Source organism: Mesorhizobium sp. M0701 (assembly GCF_040320365.1).
GTDB lineage: Bacteria > Pseudomonadota > Alphaproteobacteria > Rhizobiales > Rhizobiaceae > Mesorhizobium.
Genome location: NZ_JAMYPO010000001.1, coordinates 54,097 through 72,422, shown reverse-complemented (window position 1 = coordinate 72,422; position 18,326 = coordinate 54,097). Strand labels below are relative to the sequence as shown.

Sequence of the window (18,326 nt, the reverse complement as noted above, 5' to 3'; positions counted from 1 at the left end):
CCCCCGGCCATCATCGGCAGCGTCACTTCTGCGCTTCGGCCGCATCCGCCATCGCATTGGCCGCGTCCTGCGCACTCATATCCGGCGTTGCTACAAACTCCGTGATGCTATCCATTATTGCGCCGCGGACCTTTTGCGGAACCGTCATGTTGTGCGCCATCGAACGGACGAGCGTGCCGGCGGCGATCGAGGCTTGCAGATCCTTTTGCGAGAGTTGCTGGCAGGGATTGAAGCCGTTCGAAAGATCGACGTCGAGGCGGGCCGGAATGGACCCTTTGGTCTGATTGAAAATGGTCTGGAATTCGGGCGACAGGATGATGCTGGCAAGCAGCTTCTGTCCCTCGATATAGTCCGGGTCCTTCTGCTTGAAGAACACGACCGAGTCTGAATTCAAGATGAAACCGGGCTTGCCCCAATCGGTCGGCGCCTGAGCGCAGACATAGTCGGTGCCCTCCTTGAAGCCGCCGGCCGTCAGCAGGCCGATCGTCCAGTCGCCCATGATGTGGAAGGCGGCCTCGCCGCGGCCGACGAGATGCGACATGGTATCCCAGTCACGCCCGTTCATGCCGGGGTCCATGTACTTCGAGGTCATGGTGCGAAACTGCTCGAAGGCCTTGACCATGCCGTCGCTGCGCATGGCATCGACGTCGCCCTCGACGAAAGCTTTCTTGTAGAGATCGAGGTCCTGACCGTACACGACCACTTCGAAGACGGTCGAGTCGGTCCAGTCGGCGGTCGAGTGCGAAATGCAGATCTTGCCGCTGGCCACGATCTTGTCGCAGGCGGCGTTGAATTCCGCCCATGTCTTCGGCATCTCGGTGACGCCCGCGTCCTTCATGACCTTCGGCGATGCCCACAGCCAGTTGATGCGGTGGATGTTCATCGGCGCGGCCACCCAATTCCCGGTTGGCTTCATCACCGGCAGCAATTCGGGAGCGACGACTTTCTCCCAATTTTCCGCCTTCGCCAGGTCGTCGAGATTGGCTGTCATGCCCGTCTCGTTCCATTCGGCGATCTCGGGGCCCTTTAGCTGCACAGCGGGAGGTGCGTTGCCGGCGATCACATCAGCACGCAGTTTGGCCAATGTATTGGCCGTATGGCCTGCGATGGAGGTCTGCTGCCAGGTGCCACCCTTGGAGGTAAACATCTCGCCGAGCTTGGCGATAGCCTGGGCGTCCGATCCGGTGGCCCATTGATGCAAGAGGTTGGTCTTCGGCTCCGCGAGGGCTGTTCCGGTAATCAAGGTGAAGGCGGTAGCGGCCGCAAAGGCCGTCCTCAGGTATTTCATCGTTTCACTCCCATATGTGATGCACGGTTCGTATCGACCGCTTGTGGCCCGCGATTTGAGGTCGTGGCCGGCGAGATGCAGTAATCTCCGTTCTTTCCAAGATGACATATTTGGGCTATCAGTCAACGTGCTTTGTGCTCATCATGAACAAACCTTCGCTTAGAAATTGGCTGATCGACAGGCCGTCGGCGTCGCCGGAGAGCCTGATCGTCCGATGCCTGCGCGAGCGCGGCGTGCTTTCTGCGTCGCAAATTACCCGCATTACCGGTTTGGCGCGGTCGACGGTTTCAACCGCGCTCAACGGCTTGAGAAAGTCAGGGATGGTGATCGAATCCTCGGCCCATCATGACGCGGCCAGGGGTATCGGCAGGCCTGCCACGACATTGACGCTCAATCCCGCTGCGGGCACCTGCGTCGGCATCCATCTGGGCCTCGACGAGATGCGGTGTGTCGTCGCTGACGTCTCGCATTCTTTCGTTGCCGAACAAACTATCCCCATGGGTCTGGACTACCAGCCGCAACAGGCGGCCCAGCTCGCCAAGTCAGTAATTGCCCGATGCTACGAAGAGAACGGTCTGCCGATGGCGGGGCTCCTGGGGGTTGGGGTCTCCGTCTCGGGCCCAGTCAGCCGCGAAGGAGTGGTGCTGCGCGCGAGTATCGTTCCGACCTGGGCCGGGGTCAACATCCGCGATGTGTTCGGGCCGGTCCTTGAACAGCCGATCTTCGCCGACAATGAGAGCAACTGCTCGGCCATTGCCGAGCTGATGTGGGGTGCGGCCGTCGGCCAGGACGATTTCGTGCTGTTCAAGGTCGATCTGGGCGTCGGCGGGGCCATTGTCCAGCACGGTCGGCTGGTGAGCGGCATCGCCGGCGGCGCCGGCGAATTCGGGCACATCAGCATCGATCCCGGCGGCGACCTTTGCCGGTGCGGCAATCGAGGATGCCTGGAGCTCTATGCCAGCTTTGCCGGACCGCTCGAGCAGATTTCGCGCATCGTGCGGCGGCCGGTCACGATGGACGACGTGATCATGATGGCCGAGGAGGGCGACGTGAGGGCGCTGCGGATGATCGAGGACACCGCCGAGTTCGCCGGCCGTGGCCTTGGCCTGATCGGTTCGGTTCTCAATCCGCCGCTCATCATCATCAGCGGCCGCATGGCCCTGGCGGGCGACATTCTCCTGGCGCCACTGATCGCATCATATGAACGCCACACGCTCATCAAGTCCCGCGATGTGGCGCCTGCGCTGCGCACGCGGATAATCGTTGGCAAGCACACGGAGAACGACGCATTGCTCGGCGCGGTCGGCCTCGTGCTGCGCCACAACAGCCGGCTTCAGTGACCCGGCTTGCTTCGGGTGGCGCTCTGATTTTGCGAGCTGCTCGCCGAAGCAGCGGAACTGATGTTTGCCTACGCGACACGCACCGTGCGCTGCCTCGGCTTGATCGCGGTGGCGAGCAGCAGGCCGGCGATGATGAAGGCGGCGCCGGCGAGATCGTAGTCGTGCAAGCTTTCGCCAAGGACCAGATAAGCGAGAACGGCGACGAAGGCGGTCTGGAGATAGAGCAGCATGCTGGCGCGCCCCGCACCAAGTGTCTCGACGCTACGGTTGTAGAGATAGTACATCAGAGCGCCGCCGGGGCCGGCAACATAGGCGAGAGCCAGAAGGCCGTTCGCATGCAGCGCCGAACGATCCCCGGAAAACAGTTCCCAGAGATAGAAGGGCAGTGCGGCCAGCGCGCCGGCTCCCAGCAGCAGGACCACCATCGGCAGAAGCTCGATAGCGAATTTGGCGCGACGCAGCAGCACGGTGTAGAGGCCCCAACAAAACGCGCTGCCGACGATCCACAACTCGCCGGGATTGAACTGCAGCTGCATCAGCGCGGCAAGGTCGCCGCGCGCCACGATCACCACCATCCCGGCCAGAGCGACCAGCGCTCCAAGCGCTTTCCAGATACCGAGGGGCTCGCCGAGCACGAAGCGGGCAAGCACCATAGTCATGATCGGCGACAGCGCCATGATGATGCCGGCGGTTGTCGCGTTGGTGTAGTTGAGGCCCGTGTAGATCATGCCCTGACACAAGGTTAGCCCGATAGTGCCGATGACCAGCACCTCGATCACCCGGGATTGGATCAGCACGAGCATCGCCCCGTGATGACGATGGACGATAGGCAGCAGGATCGCGCACGCGAGCGTCAGCCGCCAGAAGCAGAGCGCCCAAGGCGGCATCTCGGGGGCAACCCACTTGGCGGCGATATAGACGCCGGCCGACAGGAGCCAGCAGAGCGTCGCGAGGGAATAGGCGAGCGGAAGTGATGCGCCGGGTGTCGCCTTCGCTACACTTGGATGTGCTATCGGCAGCGATTGGATATCCGTCTCCTCCCACCGCAGACTTTAGCAGATTTGCGGCGTCTTGCTAAGCAGCAACAACAGCTGTTTCACCAGCTGGTGCAATCGGTGGGTCGTTGTGGGTCCCGCCGTTCACGGTCTCCTTCCATTCGAACGCATGTTGGCCCATGAGCAACTCGATACCGAAAAGCGCAAGCCGTACCGATTTCGCGCGATACAAATGTGAGATTTATATTGCGCGACAGATATTCGCGCGGTTGCCACAATCTTCTCGCGCCATATTTCTACCGAGCGCAGATCTGTCGCGAATTCCTGGCCCTCGGATTACGAGCGCCGCTGTTTCGAAGCAATTGGAAGAATAAGCCACTGACTTCCGTTTGCACAAAGAGCGCGACCCAAATCCATGCGGAGGACGTCCGATGCATGCCGGCTTCCCAGGAAGCGTACTCGTAGCGGTGTTGGGCACCGTCATGGCAAGCTGCGCTGGCATTCCGGCGCAAAAAACCGGGGCAATATCCGGCTATGGCCCCAACCCCACATTACCGAAACCAAGACCGACGCTGATCCCGACTGTTAACATCGCCGAGGCGAAAGGCTGGCAGAAAGAAGGTATGCCGACCCCGGCGAAGGGGCTGACAGTGAACGCCTTCGCCACCGGCCTCGACCATCCGCGCTGGCTACATGTGCTTCCGAACGGCGACGTGCTGGTTGCTGAAACCAATGCCCCTGCCAAGCATGACGAAGGCTTCAGTCTTAGAAAGGTCTTCATGGACCTGGCTATGAAGCGGGCTGGCGCCGCGACCAAAAGCGCCAACCGCATCACGCTCCTGCGCGACACCGATGGCGACGGCATTGCGGATGTGCGCACGACGTTCGCGGAAGGCCTCAATTCGCCCTTCGGCATGACGCTGTCCAAAGGCAAGCTCTATGTCGCGAATACCGATGCGCTCGTCGCTTTCCCCTACTCCAATGGCCAGACCCGAGTCAGCACGTCGCCGGAAAAGATCATCGACTTGCCGGCCGGGGACCTCAACCATCATTGGACCAAGGACGTGATCGCAACTCCGGATGGACGCAAGCTCTATGTCACCGTTGGTTCCAACAGCAACGTTGGAGAAAACGGCATAGCCGCGGAGAAGAACCGCGCCGCTGTCCTTGAAGTGGATCGGTCTACCCGCCGCACTCGGGTCTTCGCCTCGGGCCTGCGCAACCCGAACGGGCTCTCCTGGAATCCTGAGACTGGCCAGCTTTGGGTCGCCGTGAACGAGCGTGACGAGATCGGCGACGACCTTGTGCCGGATTACATGACCTCGGTTCGTGACGGCGCTTTCTACGGCTGGCCCTACAGCTACTACGGACAGAACGTCGACAAACGCGTCAAGCCGCAGCGCCCCGATCTCGTGGCGGCAGCGATCAAGCCCGATTACGCCCTGGGCTCTCATACCGCCTCGCTGGGACTGATCTTCTCCAAAGGCGCGCAACTCGGTCCGGCCTACGGCAACGGCGCCTTCGTCGGCCAGCACGGCTCGTGGAACAGGAGTGTGCGCAGCGGTTACAAGGTCATCTTCGTGCCGTTCCGTGGGGGCAAACCGAGCGGTCTCCCGAAGGATGTGCTCACCGGCTTCATCGGGCGGAATGGCGAGGCGATGGGCCGTCCGGTCGGCGTCGCTATCGATCAGACTGGCGCACTGCTCGTCGCCGACGACGTCGGTAATGTCATCTGGCGGGTCCGCCGGGCGAACGGCCGTTGAGCGCAGGTGGCCTTTCTGATTCCGATCTCACCAGCCTTCGGCTACAGCGCCACGCCCGATATGGCTGCATTCGGCGGAGACGGATATCCTAAACAATTAGCTAGCAGCACGCCCGAAGATAGTCGTGTCAAACATGCTTGCGCCCGCCTGCCTCGCGGAACCAGCTGTCAGGATAGGGATACCACCAGCCCTGAATCTCCGGTCTGTGGTCGATGATGACCATCTTCGAGCGGCGGAATGCATCCAGACCCTGGCGGCCGAGCTCGCGGCCGAGGCCCGAAGCCTTCCAGCCCCCGAACGGCAACGCGTCATTGTCTATCAGCGGATTGTTGACCCAGACCATGCCGGCCTCGAGCCGCTCCGCGGCCTCATGCGCTTCGGCAAGATCGGTGGTGAAGACCGAGGCGCCGAGACCGAAGGGGCTGTCGTTGGCAAGCTCTATCGCCTCGTTGAAATCCTTGACCCGGCAGATTGCGGCGACCGGCCCGAAACACTCTTCGCGCACGATTGCCATATCGGCGGTGATGCCGGTCAGGATGGTCGGCTCGTAGAACCAGCCTACATTATGTGCCGGCGGAATGCGTCCGCCGGTGATCGCTTTGGCACCGCTGCGGATCGCATCGTCGACCAGCCGGATGACCTTCGCACGCGCGGCCTCGCTGACCAGCGGTCCGATCTCGGTTTTGTCGAGGCCGTTGCCGATACGCAGCGCGCGCGTTTTCTCGGCAAACAGATCGACGAAGCGGTCGTGAACGGCATCAACCACGAAGAACCGTTCGGCCGAAGTGCAGACCTGGCCAGTGAGATGGAAGGCAGCCGTGACGCTGCCGGCAGCCGCCACGTCCAGTGGGGCGTGTTGGCTGATGATCAGGGGATCGCTGCCGCCGGCCTCGATGACGCAAGGCTTCATGCGCTCTGCACATGCGACGGCGACAGCCTTGCCGGCGGCGACCGAACCGGTGAAAGCAACCGCATGCGTGCGGTCCGAGGCGATCAGCGCCTGCGCCGTTGCTGCTCCGCCTGGCATGCAGGAAACCAGGCCCTCCGGCAGGGAGCGAAACACGGTGATATAATCCAGCGTCGACAATGTTGTCGCTTCGGCGGGCTTGATCACGCAGGCATTGCCGGCGGCAAGCGAGGCGGCGACGGTCCAGCACATCAACAGGATCGGAAAATTGTAAGGCATGATGTGCACCGACGTGCCGTAGGGCTCGTAGCGGGCATACTGGAACGAACCGGCCTGCGTCGTGCCGGCGATCTTGCCGGCGTCGTCACGCGCCATTTCGGCGTAATAGCGGAAGATCGGCGCGCAATTGGCGATCTCGCCGATCGCCTCCGGATAGGGTTTGCCCATCTCGTGCACCATCAGCTCGGCGCAGCGCGTGAAGTCGGCCGCTTCGATGGCGTTCGCGACGGCGTGCAGATGCCGGGCACGGCTCTTGGCGTCGAGCTTTTTCCAGGCCGTTTGCGCCTTGGTCGCTGCGGTGAGCACGGCGTCGATCTCGCCGTTGCTGGCTGCGGTGATCGCGCCGACGGTTTCGAGCGTCGCCGGATCGATCACCGGTTTTGCCGCACCGGTCATTGGCCGATAATCCGGATTGACGAAGAAGGTCGGCCGGTCAGGTGAAAAGTCCATTCTGTCCTCCCGTGTGCACGGAAACTTTTTGAGAATTCACCCTGCCGAGACAGGCGGCGTGGTTTTCGAGAACCGAAGCGGAGCGGACATTAAAGTCCGTGAGCATCGGAAGCGGAGAAAACGGCGTCAGGTGTCCGGTAGGGTAGAATTGTCGAGAAGGTTCAGCGGATCATGTAAACTTTCTTGATGGTCTCGTGGACGGTGCAGACGCCCTTCCAGTCCTGCGGAAAGAACGCTGCGGTGTCCGGTTCGATCTCGATCACCTCGCCGGATTCGTGGACATAGGTGCAGCGTCCCTCGAGGAAATGGCAGAACTCGTCGCGGGTGACGTGGCAGCGCCATTTGCCCGGCGTGCAGACCCACAGTCCGCATTCGGAGCGGCCCTCCGGCCCCTTGTGCAGCAGCTTGCCGGAAGTGCGGGATTCGCCCTCGATCAGGGTGGGGATGACGCCCCAGTCGACCAGGTCGGTGAGGGCGAGCGGCGATTTCATGATCGGTGTCGGCATGTCGGGAGCTCCAGTGGCCGGCTTTAGGCCAGCATGTAAACGTTGCGGATGGTCTCGTGGACGGTGCATTCGCCGGTCCAACCGGCCGGGAACATGACAACCGTGGCGGCGGATACCTCGATCACCTCGCCGTCGTCCGATCTGTAGGTCGCGCGGCCGGCAACGAAATGGCACAATTCGTCGCGCGGAATCGCCAGCCGCCAGCGACCGGGTGTGCAGACCCAGATGCCGGATTCCGGCTGGTTGTTCGGCCCCTTGTGCACCAGCCTGCCGGTGGAGTGCGAAGCGCCTTCCAGCGCGTCGGGCTGGGTGCCCCAGTCGACGAGGTCGGTGCGGGTCGAGGCTTGCTGGAGGTGTGGGGCTGAGATCACAGCAATTTCTCCAGCAAAGCAGCCGCTTTCTCCGGGCCGTTCTGCGACTGCATCTGGGCCGACGTCTTGGCCAGCTTGGCCTTGATTGCCGGGTCGGTCAGGCAGGTTTCGATCCTGGCGATGAGCTCGGCGTCGCTCCAGTCGTAGCGCGGCATGCCGAAGCCGTGGCCGGTCTCCTCGACCCGCGTCGCATTGTCGTGGCCGTCCCAGACGTAGGGCATGATGATCGCCGGCTTGCCGAAATACAGGCACTCCGTGAACGAGTTGTTGCCGCCATGATGGATCACCGCATCGACCTGCGGGATGACCGAGGGCTGCGGGAACCAGCTCTCGACGATGACGTTTTCGGGCACTTGCGCGTACTGCTCCTTGTAGCCGCCGACATTGACCAGCGCCCGGTAGCGCGTCTTGCCCAACGTTGCGACGATGCGCTTCAGCAGATCGACATCGCCGGCGCCAAGGCTGCCGAAGGAAACATAGAGCAGCGGCCCGTCATTATTCTTCGCAAAAACCGGCACGGTGTAGGGCTTCTCCTGCCGCACGCAGCCTTCCAGATATTGGAATTTTGCCGGGTCGAGCGGATAGCGGCGCATGAACTTCGCCGCCTCGGGATAAAGCAGCAGATTGAGGTACGGCGAGGCCTCGAAAAACTGGCCGATCGGATACGGCGCTTCGTTGTTCGCTTTCAAAAACGCATTGAAGTTGTCATGGATCGGCTTGATGACGGCGTTGAAATGGTCGCGGTAACGCCGATGGCAGGCGTGGTCGTTCTCGCCGCAGCCGGACAGATGTGGCGGGATGTCCTCGTCCTCGATCTCGTTTTCCGAGCAGGAGATGACGCGCACCCAGGGCTTGCCATACTGCTTGATTGCCGGGAACAGGATGACGTTGTCGACGCAGATGACATCAGGCTTGATCGTCGCAAGCACGCCAGGCAGATCCTTCTCAGCCCATTTGGCGCTGTCGACGATCGCCGTCCAGCAATCCTTCACGTAATTGTCGACCTGGTCGTAGGGCGATTTGCGGAAGTTCGGGATGTGGCCGTTGATGAAGTCTTCCCAGAACTTGGCCATCTGTTCCGGCGGCATCGGCTCGGACAGGTTCACCGGATGAGCCTCGAAGCCGTAGCCCTTGTAGACGTCGACGAAACCGGGGTCCGACAGGAACACCGCTCTGTGGCCGCGCGCCTCGATCGCCTGGGCTATGCCGACGGAATTGAGCGCGGGGCCATAGGCGGCCTCCGGAAAGAACGCGATCGTCTTCTGCGTCATGAGAGGTTCTCCTTCGATCAATCTGCGAAAATTCTGACGTCAGCCGCATCCCAGCCGAGCTCGACTGTATCGCCCGACGAGACCGGGCGGCGGTCGGCGGCGTCGGCGGTGACGCGCACCAGGAACGGCTTTGGCGACAGGGCGGTGCGGACGTGCAGCTGCAGATCGAGTCCCTGATAGGCCAGCGCCTCGACCGCGCCGAAGATACGGTTGGCCGTTTCTGCCGATGGGAACAGCCGGATGCGTTCGGGCCGCACTGAAGCTAGCGCCGCAGCGCCGGGCGAAATTGTTGCGGGAACATCGCCGGCGATCCGCACGCCGTTGCTTGCCAGCACGCCGTCGCCGGCGGCTTTGCCCGGTACGAAATTCATGACGCCGATGAAGTCGGCGACGAAACGGTCCCCCGGGTGCTCGTAGACCGCATGGGGTGTATCGCATTGCAGCAGCTTGCCGTCCCTGAGCACTGCCATACGGTCGGCCATGACGAGCGATTCCTCCTGATCATGGGTGACGATGACGAAGGTGATGCCGACCTCGTGCTGCAGCCGCTTCAGCTCCAGTTGCATGGCCCCGCGCAATTTCTTGTCGAGTGCACCAAGCGGTTCGTCGAGCAGAAGCAGCCGTGGTCGCTTGACCAGCGCTCGGGCAAGCGCGACGCGCTGCTTCTGCCCGCCAGACAATTGCTCCGGCTTGCGGTCGGCGAAGGCAACGAGTTCGGTCGTCGCCAAAATGGCGTCGACACGGGAGCGGATTTCCTTTGCAGGCAAGCGTTCCATTTCGAGGCCGTAGGAAACATTCGCCCTGACGCTCATATGCGGAAACAGCGCATAGGACTGGAACATCAGATTGACCGGCCGCTTATTGGGCGGGGTCCTGGCGATGTCACGGCCGTCGAGCAGGATGCGCCCGTCATTGGGCGTCTCAAAGCCGGCCAACATGCGCAGCAGCGTTGTCTTGCCGGAGCCCGAAGGTCCAAGCAAGGCGAAGAACTCGTTCTCGCGGATATCCAGCGAAATGCCGTCGACCGCCGTCACCCGGCCGAACTTCTTCGACACGTTGTCGATCGCCAGCAGCGTGCGGGGCTCGTTCATTGGCCGATCACTCCACGGTTGAGCCGCTGCGACAGGGTCAGCGCGGTGATTGAGACCGCCATGACGATAGTCGCCAAGGCATTGATCTCCGGCGTGATGCCGAAACGAATCATCGAATAGATCTGCATCGGCAGCGTGGTCGAGGCGCGGCCGGCGCCGGCGGTGAAGAAGGCGATGATGAATTCGTCGACCGAAAGGGTGAAGGCGAGCAGCGCGCCGGCGACGACGGCAGGCAGGATCACCGGCAACGTCACCCGCCGAAATGTCGTGAGCGCGGAAGCACCGAGATCGGCAGAGGCCTCGACGATCGACCAGTCGAAGCTTTTCAGCCGAGCGCGCACCACGGAGCAGACGAAGGCGAGATTGAAGACGACATGGGCGAGGATGATGGTGTGCAGGCCCAAGGTGAGATCAAGCATCGAGAAGAAGCTGAGCAGCGCGATCGCCAGCACGATGTCGGGAATGATCATCGGCGCAAAGATCAGCGCCTCGAGACCTTTGCCGTATTGCCGGCGTATTTCGACGCCGATCGCCAGCAGGGTGCCGAGCAGCGTGGCGATGGCGGTCGAGACAAGTGCCACGATCAGTGTGTTGAGCGCGGCAGAAAGGATTGCGGCGTTTCCGATTAGCGAGACATACCATTTCAGCGAAAAGCCCGACCAGACGGTCGGCAGCCCGCCTTGGTTGAACGACAGCGCCACCAGCACGGCGATCGGGATGTAGAGGAAGGCCAGGACCAGTGAAAGCACGAGCCAGAGCGCGCGCCTCGTGGCGAGGGAGCGCTCAGCCATCGGCGCCTCCTCTCGCTTCGGCGGTACGGCCCGAGGCGCGATCAGCAGCCAGGGCCTGCGCCGTCAGCACCAGCAGCATGATGGCGATCAGCACCATTGCCAGTGCCGCACCGAAGGGCCAGTCATTGGCGGTCAGGAACTGCTCGTAGACGACATTGCCGATCATCTGGAAGCGCCCACCGCCGAGCAGAGCAGGGGTCACGAAATTGCCGATCGACAGCACGAAGACGAAAACAGCACCGGCGGCGATACCCGGCACGGTCAGTGGCAGGATGACCCGGCGAAATGTGGTCGCGGCCGACGCGCCGAGATCACGCGAGGCCTCTGCGAGCTCCGGATTGAGCCGCGACAGCGGCGCGTAGCAGGCCAGGATGACGAAGGGCAGATAGTTGTAGACCAGACCGGCGATGACGGCGCCTTCGGTATAAAGCATCGACGGCGGCTCGCCGGTGTAGCCGAACCAGCGCAGCAGTTTTGTGATCAGCCCTTCGCGGTTGAGCAGCACGATCCAGGCATAGGTACGGATCAGGTAGTTGGACCAGAAGGGCAAGACGGCAAAGAACAGAAACGCCGGCTGCAGTTGCCGGGGTGCTGCCGCGATCGCATAGGCGGCGGCATAACCGATCACCACCGCGACCAGGGTTGCCGTGCCGGCAATGCGCGCCGAATTGAGGAAGATGCCGGCATAGAGCGGGTCGAACACCAGCCCGAAATTCTCCAGCGTGAAAGTGTAATCGATGCCGCCATAGATGCCGCGCCGGAAGAAGGCGAGCGCCAGCACCAGCGCGCATGGCACGACCATCAAGGCGGTGAGCGAGGCCAGCGCCGGCGTCATCAGCAAGAATGAGCGAAGTCTTGTTTGGGACAAGATTGCGGTACCGCATTCAACGGTCGGCGGCGAAAACCCCGCCGTCGACCGGGATCTCTGATTTTGATGTCGGTTATTGCGCGGCCTTGATTTCGCTGACGATCTTCGAGTAGTCGCGTTGGGCATCGCCGACATCGCGCAACTGCTCGAACTTGACCAACTCTGCCACCGGCATGCTCATATTGGGAAATTTGGCGAGAAAATCCGCCGGCAGGCTTTCCATAGCCGGCTTGTTCGGTACCTTGTAGTCGATGTTCTGGGCCGCCCAGGCGTGGTTCTTGGCGTCCAGCATGAAGTTGATGAACTGGAAGGCGGCGTCCTTGTTGGCCGATGCCTTCATCACGACCATCGTATCGACCCAGAGATCCGAGCCTTCTTTCGGTATGGTGTATTTAATTTGTGGATTCTCGGCGATCCCGTAATTGCACCAGCCATCCCAGGCCTGAACCATCAGCGCCTCGCCTGAGACCAGCTTTGAATAAAAGGTCGTGTCGTCATAGGCCAGCAAGGTCTTCTTGGCCGAGATTAGCAGGTCCTTGACTTCGCCGAGCTTTGCCGGATCGGTCTCGTTCACCGAATAGCCCTTGGCGAGTTGGCCGGCGGCAAGCAGCCAGCGGTCGGTCGCCAGCATCGTCGTCTTGCCCTTGAGCGCATCGGACGGGGCGAGAAGGTCGTTCCAGCTCACCGGCTCCGCCTTCACCAGATCCGAACGGTAGCAAAGGCCGGTGGTGCCCCAAGTGTAGGGCACGGAAAAATTGTTGCCGGCGTCGTGCGGCAGCTTCGCCGCCTCGGAGTAGAGATTGGCGAGGTTAGGGATCTTGGCATGGTCGATCGCCTCGATCAGGCCGAGCTTGTTCAGCAGTTCGGCGAAGGGCGAGGAGACGAAGACCACGTCATAGCCCTTGCCGCCGGACGCGACGAGCTTGCCCATGATCTCCTCGTTAGTGGCGTGAACCACGACTTCACCGGAGACACCGGTCGCCGCCTTGAAAGCTTTCATGGCATCCGGCGCCATGTAGCCGTCCCAGTTGGAGATAACGAGGTCGGAGGCAGCCGCCGGCGCTGACAGCGCCAGGCCAAGGCCAAGTGCGATCAAGGATTTCCTTAACGGACGGTGCCGCAGGGTGGTGGTGGTCATGACAGACTCCCATTCTGGTTGATCGTCGAACTTAGTCGTCGGACCAGCGCTTGCAGCCGTAGCCGCTTTGATCCTGTTCCCCGGTCTTTTTATTGCCGATTGACCTCACAGTACTATTGCAGAAAAAAGTACGTCAATCCATAATTTGTCAAACTAGGTGAATCCCGGCCGATCGCATCCGCAAGGGCAATCGGCCAAACCTGCGCCGCCCGTCGTTCATGAGAATTGCCATGCAAGTTGCAGCCCGACGTCCCCGCACCAACCATCTCGACCTTGCACAGCGCATTCTCGATGTGGCCCGGAAACGCGGCTTTGAACCCGGCGCTCATCTCCCGGAGCAGCAGATCGCTTCGCTCTGCAATGTATCCCGAACTCCGGTGCGGGCCGCGCTGCGTCTGCTCACTGAAAAAGGCGTAGTTCAATGGGAGGCTGAGTCCGGCTATCGCTTGGCCGTAGACCTCACAAGCCAGACGACCGTCGCCGCCGACCTGCCGAGCGCCGAGGAGGATGAACTTGCCGACATGATCCTGCGAGACCGCTCGGCGCGCCGGCTGGACCAGACGGTCACCGTCGGCGCGCTGATGCGACGGTATAATGCCGAGCGCAGGACGGTACTAAAATCGCTGAAGAAACTGGCCGAGGAAAATCTTCTGGACCGCGCGCCGGGGCAGTCCTGGCTTTTCAGGAGAGTGCCGGACGATCCTGGCGCACAAGGGGAGAGCTATGAATTCCGGCTGTTGCTGGAACCCGCCGCCCTTCTGGCGCCTGGGTTCCGGCTGGATGGGACGCGCGCGGCAGCCTTGCGACAGGGCATGGAAATGCTGCTGGCTCTGCCCGACGCGGCATTCGATTCCAGAGAGTTCCAACGGCTGGACATCGATTTTCACGGGATGATCGCCGGTGGCTCCGCCAACCGCTTCGTCGCCGAGGCGTTGGCCGATCATCTCAGGCTGCGCCGGCTGCCGGGAACGTATGCCGGCGTCAATGTCTTCCGGCTGAAGCAATCATTGCGCGAGCATCTGACCATACTCGACCATCTGGAGAGCCAGCAGTACGAGGTTGCAGCCGATCTGCTTCGGGTCCATCTGCGGCTTTCCCGCAGCCAGCGACCGCAGGCGGCCAGTCGCGGGGCGCCCGCGCTGTTCGGCATGATCAGCCGGCCGGAATAACGAGGATCATGCGCAAAGGCAGCCCGACCATCGCACTGTTTCCGGAAGCGAGCTTCGGTGCTGCGCTGAATTGCGTTGGCATAGCGCAGGCCCTGCGCGCTCGTGGCGCCCGTCCGGTGTTCATCTGCCATGCCGGCTTTTCTGGCGTGTTCGCCGACTATGGGTTTCAGGAATACCAGTTGCCGACTGACGATCCGTTGACCGACAGCGAACGCCAGAGCTACTGGCAGGCCTTCGTGCGCCGTCATCTGCCGCATTTCAGGCTGAGCCCCATCGATCAGCTCGAAACCTACGTTGCCCCGACCTGGCAAGCAATCGTAGACACTGCGGTCAACGCCGAGGCGCCGCTGCGCCAATTGCTGGCGCGGCTGAAGCCGGACGCCGTGGTGCTCGACAACGTCGTCATGTTCCCGGCATTGGCGACAGCCGGTTGCCCGTGGGTGCGCGTCGTCTCCTGCGCCGAAACCGAGCTTCCCGATGCCAATGTGCCACCCTATCTGTCCGGTCTCGCCGCCGACGACCCGAGCCGCGCGGTGTTCGAGGCGCGCTACCTGGCAGCGGTCGCTCCGGCCCATGACCGCTTCAATCGGCTTCGGACCGACGCCGGTCTTGCGCCCTTGCCAACGGGTCTTTTTCTGGAACCTTCGCCCGCCCTCAATCTGCTGCTGACCCCAACGATTGTGCGAAGGCAGCGCGCCGAGCCGCTCGACCCTGCCAGCTTCGTCTATCTCGAAGGCTGCGTCCGCTCGGAAGGGCCGTTCGACGTACCGGTCTTTCCGCGCAATGGCGGACCGCTGGTTTATGTCAGTTTCGGTAGTCTTGGCGCCATGGATGTCGGCCTGATCCAGCGCATGCTCGCCGTTTTCGACAGGCTGCCGGCCCGCTTCATTGTCAATGCCGGAGGTCTGCGCGACAGCTATCGCGCCGTTCCGGACAATGTCTATCTCGACGCCTGGTTTCCACAGCCTTCCGTCGTGGCGAAATGCGACCTCTTCATTCATCACGGCGGCAACAACAGCTTTTGCGAAGCACTGCGTTTCGGTGTGCCGTCGCTGGTCATGTCCTATTGCTGGGACGGGCATGACAATGCGCAACGTGCCGAGGAAACCGGCGTCGGGCGCCACATCAGCCGCGATGGCTGGACGGAAGACGAATTGGAGCGAAGCATTCTTGGCCTGATGGCCGATGCTGCAATGCGCGCACGCCTCCGGGAGAATGCAGTGCATATGGCGCTGACACCCGGAACGGACGTGGCTGCCGAAGCCATTCTCGCTCTCGCAAGGACCCGACCTGATGCTTGACACCACAACAACGGATGCCTCGACCATGAACGGCACCAACGACTCGAGAGACTGGTTGGCCGCTCACGGTGTCAGCGAGGTCGAGTGCCTGGTGCCCGACATGAACGGCGTGCTGCGCGGCAAGGCCCTGCCAGCGGCCAAGTTCCTCAAGGCGATCGAGGACCGAGCACTCTATCTGCCGAGCAGCGCGTTCCTGGTCAGCATCGACGGCCGCTATTCCGGTTCCGTCGACGAGGGGTTCGCCTACCAGGACCCCGACATGCGGATGGTGCCGGATGTCGCAACACTCTGTCTGGCGCCCGGTGGCGGGCCAGGCAAGGCCTATGTCTTCGCCGATGCGTTCCACATGGACGACCGGCCGTGGATGGCTTCGCCGCGGCACGTGTTGCGGGCCGTGCTCGATCTATATCGCCAGCGCGGCTGGCGGGCGGTGGTGGCGCCGGAGCTTGAATTTTATCTCACCGCGCCCAATCCCGATCCCGACAGGCCGGTGACGGCGCCGGTCGGGCGCAATGGCCGCTCCGAAAGCGTGCAGCATCCCTATGACATGGCGGCACTGGAGCAATTCGAGCCGGTGATCCGGCGCCTCTATGACTATGCTGCGGCAGCCGGACTGCCGCTCGACACGCTCATCCATGAATCGGGCACGGCCCAACTCGAGATCAATTTCCTGCATGGCGACGCGCTGCCGCTGGCAGACAAGGTGTTGCTGTTCAAGCGAATGACGCGCCAGGCCGCGCAGGAAGGTGGCATGCAGGCGACCTTCATGGCCAAACCGATAGCCGCACAAGCCGGCAGCTCAATGCATCTCCACATGTCTGTCGTCGACGAGGCGGGCAACGCGCTGTTTGCCGGGCGTGACGGCGCCGACACCGAGATGTTCGGGCATTTCATCGGCGGCCTGCAGAAATACATTCCCGAGGTGATGCCGCTGTTTGCGCCGAACGTGAATTCGTTCCGACGCATCCGGCCGAACCACAGTGCACCCGCCAACATCGAGTGGTCGCACGACAACCGCTCCTGCGGCCTGCGTGTGCCGGCCGGCGGGCCCACTGCGCGGCGCGTGGAAAATCGGCTGCCCGGCGCCGATGCCAATCCCTATCTGGCGATAGCCGGCTCGCTGCTTTGCGGTTATCTCGGCGTCGAGGAGAAGATCGCTCGTTCGACGGAAGCGTCGGGCAATGCCTATCGCAGCAGGAGCACGCTGCCCAAAACCATGGAAGAGGCGCTCGATCGCTTCGCTGCGTGCGATCCGGTTCGGGCGGTGCTCGGCGAGGATTTCTTCCAGACCTATTTGCGCGTCAAGAGTGTTGAGCTCGACCTGTTCCAGAGCATCGTCACCTCTTGGGAACGCGACCATCTGCTGCTCAAGGTGTGATGATGGGCTTCAATTCTGGGGGCTTCAACTCCGGCCTGGATATCGGCAAATCCTACTATGTCGCGACGACCAATCCGGCTCCGGACCATCCGGCGCTGCAGGGCGACGTCGACGCCGATCTGGTGGTGGTCGGCGGCGGTTGTACCGGCCTCTCCGCAGCCTTTCATGCAGCCGAACGCGGCCTGAAGGTGGTGCTGCTCGAAGGCGGCAAGATCGGCTGGGGGGCGTCGGGGCGCAATGGCGGCCAGATGATCCCCGGCCTGCGCAAGGGCGCCAAGGGGCTGGTCAAGCTATATGGGCCGGAACGGGGGAGGGCGCTGTTCGATCTCGCCTTCGAGGCGCGGGCCCTCGTGCTCGGTCTGATCGAGCGCCATGCCATCGATTGCGACCTCAGGCTCACCGGCCATCTGGCCGGTGCGGTCAACGGTTCCGACCTGCGCGACCTCGAAGAAGAGGCCGAGTGCCTTTCGACGGTGATGAACTTTCATGATGTCGAGATGCTGTCGGCAGCGCAGGCGCGCGGAATGGTGAACACACCTTATCACGGCGCGATGTACGAGAAGCTCGGCGGCCATATGCATCCGCTGAACTACACGCTCGGTCTTGCTCGCGCCGCGGCTGCGGCGGACGTCACCATCCACGAGAATTCGGTGGCGCTGCGGCTGGAGCGGGAACCTTCCCCCCGGGTTTCGACGGCCAAAGGCTCGGTCCGGGCCAGGCATGTCGTACTGGCCGGCGATGCGCTGCTCCACGGGCTTGAGCCGCGCGTCAACAGCCGCATCATGCCGGTCGGCAACTACATCATCGCCACCGAGCCGCTGGGCGACACGAACGACGTCATCCCAAGCAATGTGGCCGTCTCCGACACGCGCTTCGTCGTCAATTACTACCGGCTGTCGGCGGATGGACGCCTGCTGTTCGGCGGCGGCGAGAGCTATACGCCGTCGCCGCCCGCCGACATTGCCGGCTTCGTGCGGCCGCACATGGAAAAGACCTTTCCGCAATTGCGCGGCCGCCGCATCGATCACGCCTGGGGCGGGCTGGTCTCGGTGACGACATCGCGCCTGCCGCATGTCGGTCGCTATGGCGACGTCTATTTTGCGCATGGCTATTCGGGCAAAGGGGTGATCCTGTCGACGCTGTCGGGCAAGCTGCTCGCTGAGGCGATCACCGGTGATGCTTCGCGGCTCGATCTGTTTTCGACCCTAAGCCCCCTCCCGTTCCCAGGCGGCACGGCGCTGCGCGGCCCACTCTATGTGCTCGGCATGCTTTGGTACGCAATGCGTGACCGCATCAAACATTGAGCGCAGGCATGCGCAATGAGGCCGAGCGCCGCCACCAAGCGATTAACGGCTGATTTCGCGGCGGCGTCCGACTTGATCGATGCTTGAATATGGTCCGCAGGCCATGGCCGCGCGTC

The 18,326-nt window shown here is 62.4% G+C and carries 16 protein-coding genes; 6 read left to right on the top strand and 10 right to left on the bottom strand.

The features are described from left to right. Positions 1-22: 22 nt before the first annotated feature. Complete coding sequence (locus tag NKI24_RS00375; RefSeq protein WP_352742754.1) at positions 23-1,288, bottom strand: ABC transporter substrate-binding protein; 1,266 nt, start codon at positions 1,286-1,288, stop codon at positions 23-25. Positions 1,289-1,431: 143 nt separating this feature from the next. Between NKI24_RS00375 and NKI24_RS00370 the strand changes: the two genes are divergently transcribed. Beyond that, positions 1,432-2,628 carry an ROK family transcriptional regulator gene (locus tag NKI24_RS00370; RefSeq protein ID WP_352448122.1) on the top strand — a complete coding sequence of 399 codons (1,197 nt, stop codon included), beginning with the start codon at positions 1,432-1,434 and terminating at the stop codon, positions 2,626-2,628. A 68-nt stretch (positions 2,629-2,696) separates the two neighbouring features. Here the strand turns inward: NKI24_RS00370 and NKI24_RS00365 are convergent, their stop codons facing one another. Continuing rightward, positions 2,697-3,656, bottom strand: coding sequence for a DMT family transporter (locus NKI24_RS00365; RefSeq protein ID WP_031211408.1), 960 nt, complete (start codon positions 3,654-3,656; stop codon positions 2,697-2,699). A 398-nt stretch (positions 3,657-4,054) separates the two neighbouring features. Here NKI24_RS00365 and NKI24_RS00360 point away from each other — a divergent pair, with 398 nt between their 5' ends. After that, entirely contained in the window at positions 4,055-5,386 is a 1,332-nt protein-coding gene (locus tag NKI24_RS00360; protein WP_352742752.1) for a PQQ-dependent sugar dehydrogenase, read from the top strand. 127 nt (positions 5,387-5,513) lie between these two features. Here NKI24_RS00360 and NKI24_RS00355 read toward each other — a convergent pair whose 3' ends face one another. The 8 genes from NKI24_RS00355 to NKI24_RS00320 form a co-directional block, all read right to left on the bottom strand. Continuing rightward, complete coding sequence (locus tag NKI24_RS00355; RefSeq protein WP_352741937.1) at positions 5,514-7,022, bottom strand: aldehyde dehydrogenase family protein; 1,509 nt, start codon at positions 7,020-7,022, stop codon at positions 5,514-5,516. Positions 7,023-7,183: 161 nt separating this feature from the next. Beyond that, positions 7,184-7,528, bottom strand: a complete 345-nt coding sequence (locus NKI24_RS00350; RefSeq protein ID WP_352452935.1) for a cupin domain-containing protein — start codon at positions 7,526-7,528, stop codon at positions 7,184-7,186. A 23-nt stretch (positions 7,529-7,551) separates the two neighbouring features. Beyond that, positions 7,552-7,899, bottom strand: coding sequence for a cupin domain-containing protein (locus tag NKI24_RS00345; protein ID WP_352539293.1), 348 nt, complete (start codon positions 7,897-7,899; stop codon positions 7,552-7,554). After that, positions 7,896-9,170, bottom strand: coding sequence for a glycosyltransferase (locus NKI24_RS00340; RefSeq protein ID WP_352539292.1), 1,275 nt, complete (start codon positions 9,168-9,170; stop codon positions 7,896-7,898). Before NKI24_RS00340 ends, NKI24_RS00345 begins: the two co-directional genes overlap by 4 nt. A 17-nt stretch (positions 9,171-9,187) precedes the next feature. Next, positions 9,188-10,261, bottom strand: coding sequence for an ABC transporter ATP-binding protein (locus tag NKI24_RS00335; RefSeq protein ID WP_352742748.1), 1,074 nt, complete (start codon positions 10,259-10,261; stop codon positions 9,188-9,190). After that, positions 10,258-11,052: an ABC transporter permease gene (locus NKI24_RS00330; RefSeq protein ID WP_352454154.1), complete on the bottom strand. Its 795-nt coding sequence runs from the start codon at positions 11,050-11,052 to the stop codon at positions 10,258-10,260. The genes NKI24_RS00335 and NKI24_RS00330 overlap by 4 nt, the downstream gene beginning before the upstream one ends. After that, positions 11,045-11,887, bottom strand: coding sequence for an ABC transporter permease (locus NKI24_RS00325; protein ID WP_352452940.1), 843 nt, complete (start codon positions 11,885-11,887; stop codon positions 11,045-11,047). Before NKI24_RS00325 ends, NKI24_RS00330 begins: the two co-directional genes overlap by 8 nt. Before the next feature lie 106 nt (positions 11,888-11,993). Next, entirely contained in the window at positions 11,994-13,058 is a 1,065-nt protein-coding gene (locus tag NKI24_RS00320) for a polyamine ABC transporter substrate-binding protein (protein WP_352742745.1), read from the bottom strand. 230 nt (positions 13,059-13,288) lie between these two features. Between NKI24_RS00320 and NKI24_RS00315 the strand changes: the two genes are divergently transcribed. The 4 genes from NKI24_RS00315 to NKI24_RS00300 are packed head-to-tail and all read left to right on the top strand — an operon-like array spanning position 13,289 to position 18,210. Beyond that, positions 13,289-14,227, top strand: a complete 939-nt coding sequence (locus NKI24_RS00315; RefSeq protein WP_352742742.1) for a GntR family transcriptional regulator — start codon at positions 13,289-13,291, stop codon at positions 14,225-14,227. 5 nt (positions 14,228-14,232) lie between these two features. Then, positions 14,233-15,528, top strand: coding sequence for a glycosyltransferase (locus NKI24_RS00310; RefSeq protein ID WP_352743077.1), 1,296 nt, complete (start codon positions 14,233-14,235; stop codon positions 15,526-15,528). After that, entirely contained in the window at positions 15,521-16,906 is a 1,386-nt protein-coding gene (locus tag NKI24_RS00305) for a glutamine synthetase family protein (RefSeq protein ID WP_502901419.1), read from the top strand. Before NKI24_RS00310 ends, NKI24_RS00305 begins: the two co-directional genes overlap by 8 nt. Next, on the top strand, positions 16,906-18,210 hold the full coding sequence (locus NKI24_RS00300; protein ID WP_352742740.1) for an NAD(P)/FAD-dependent oxidoreductase: 1,305 nt from the start codon (positions 16,906-16,908) through the stop codon (positions 18,208-18,210). The genes NKI24_RS00305 and NKI24_RS00300 overlap by 1 nt, the downstream gene beginning before the upstream one ends. The last annotated feature ends 116 nt before the right edge of the window (positions 18,211-18,326 follow it).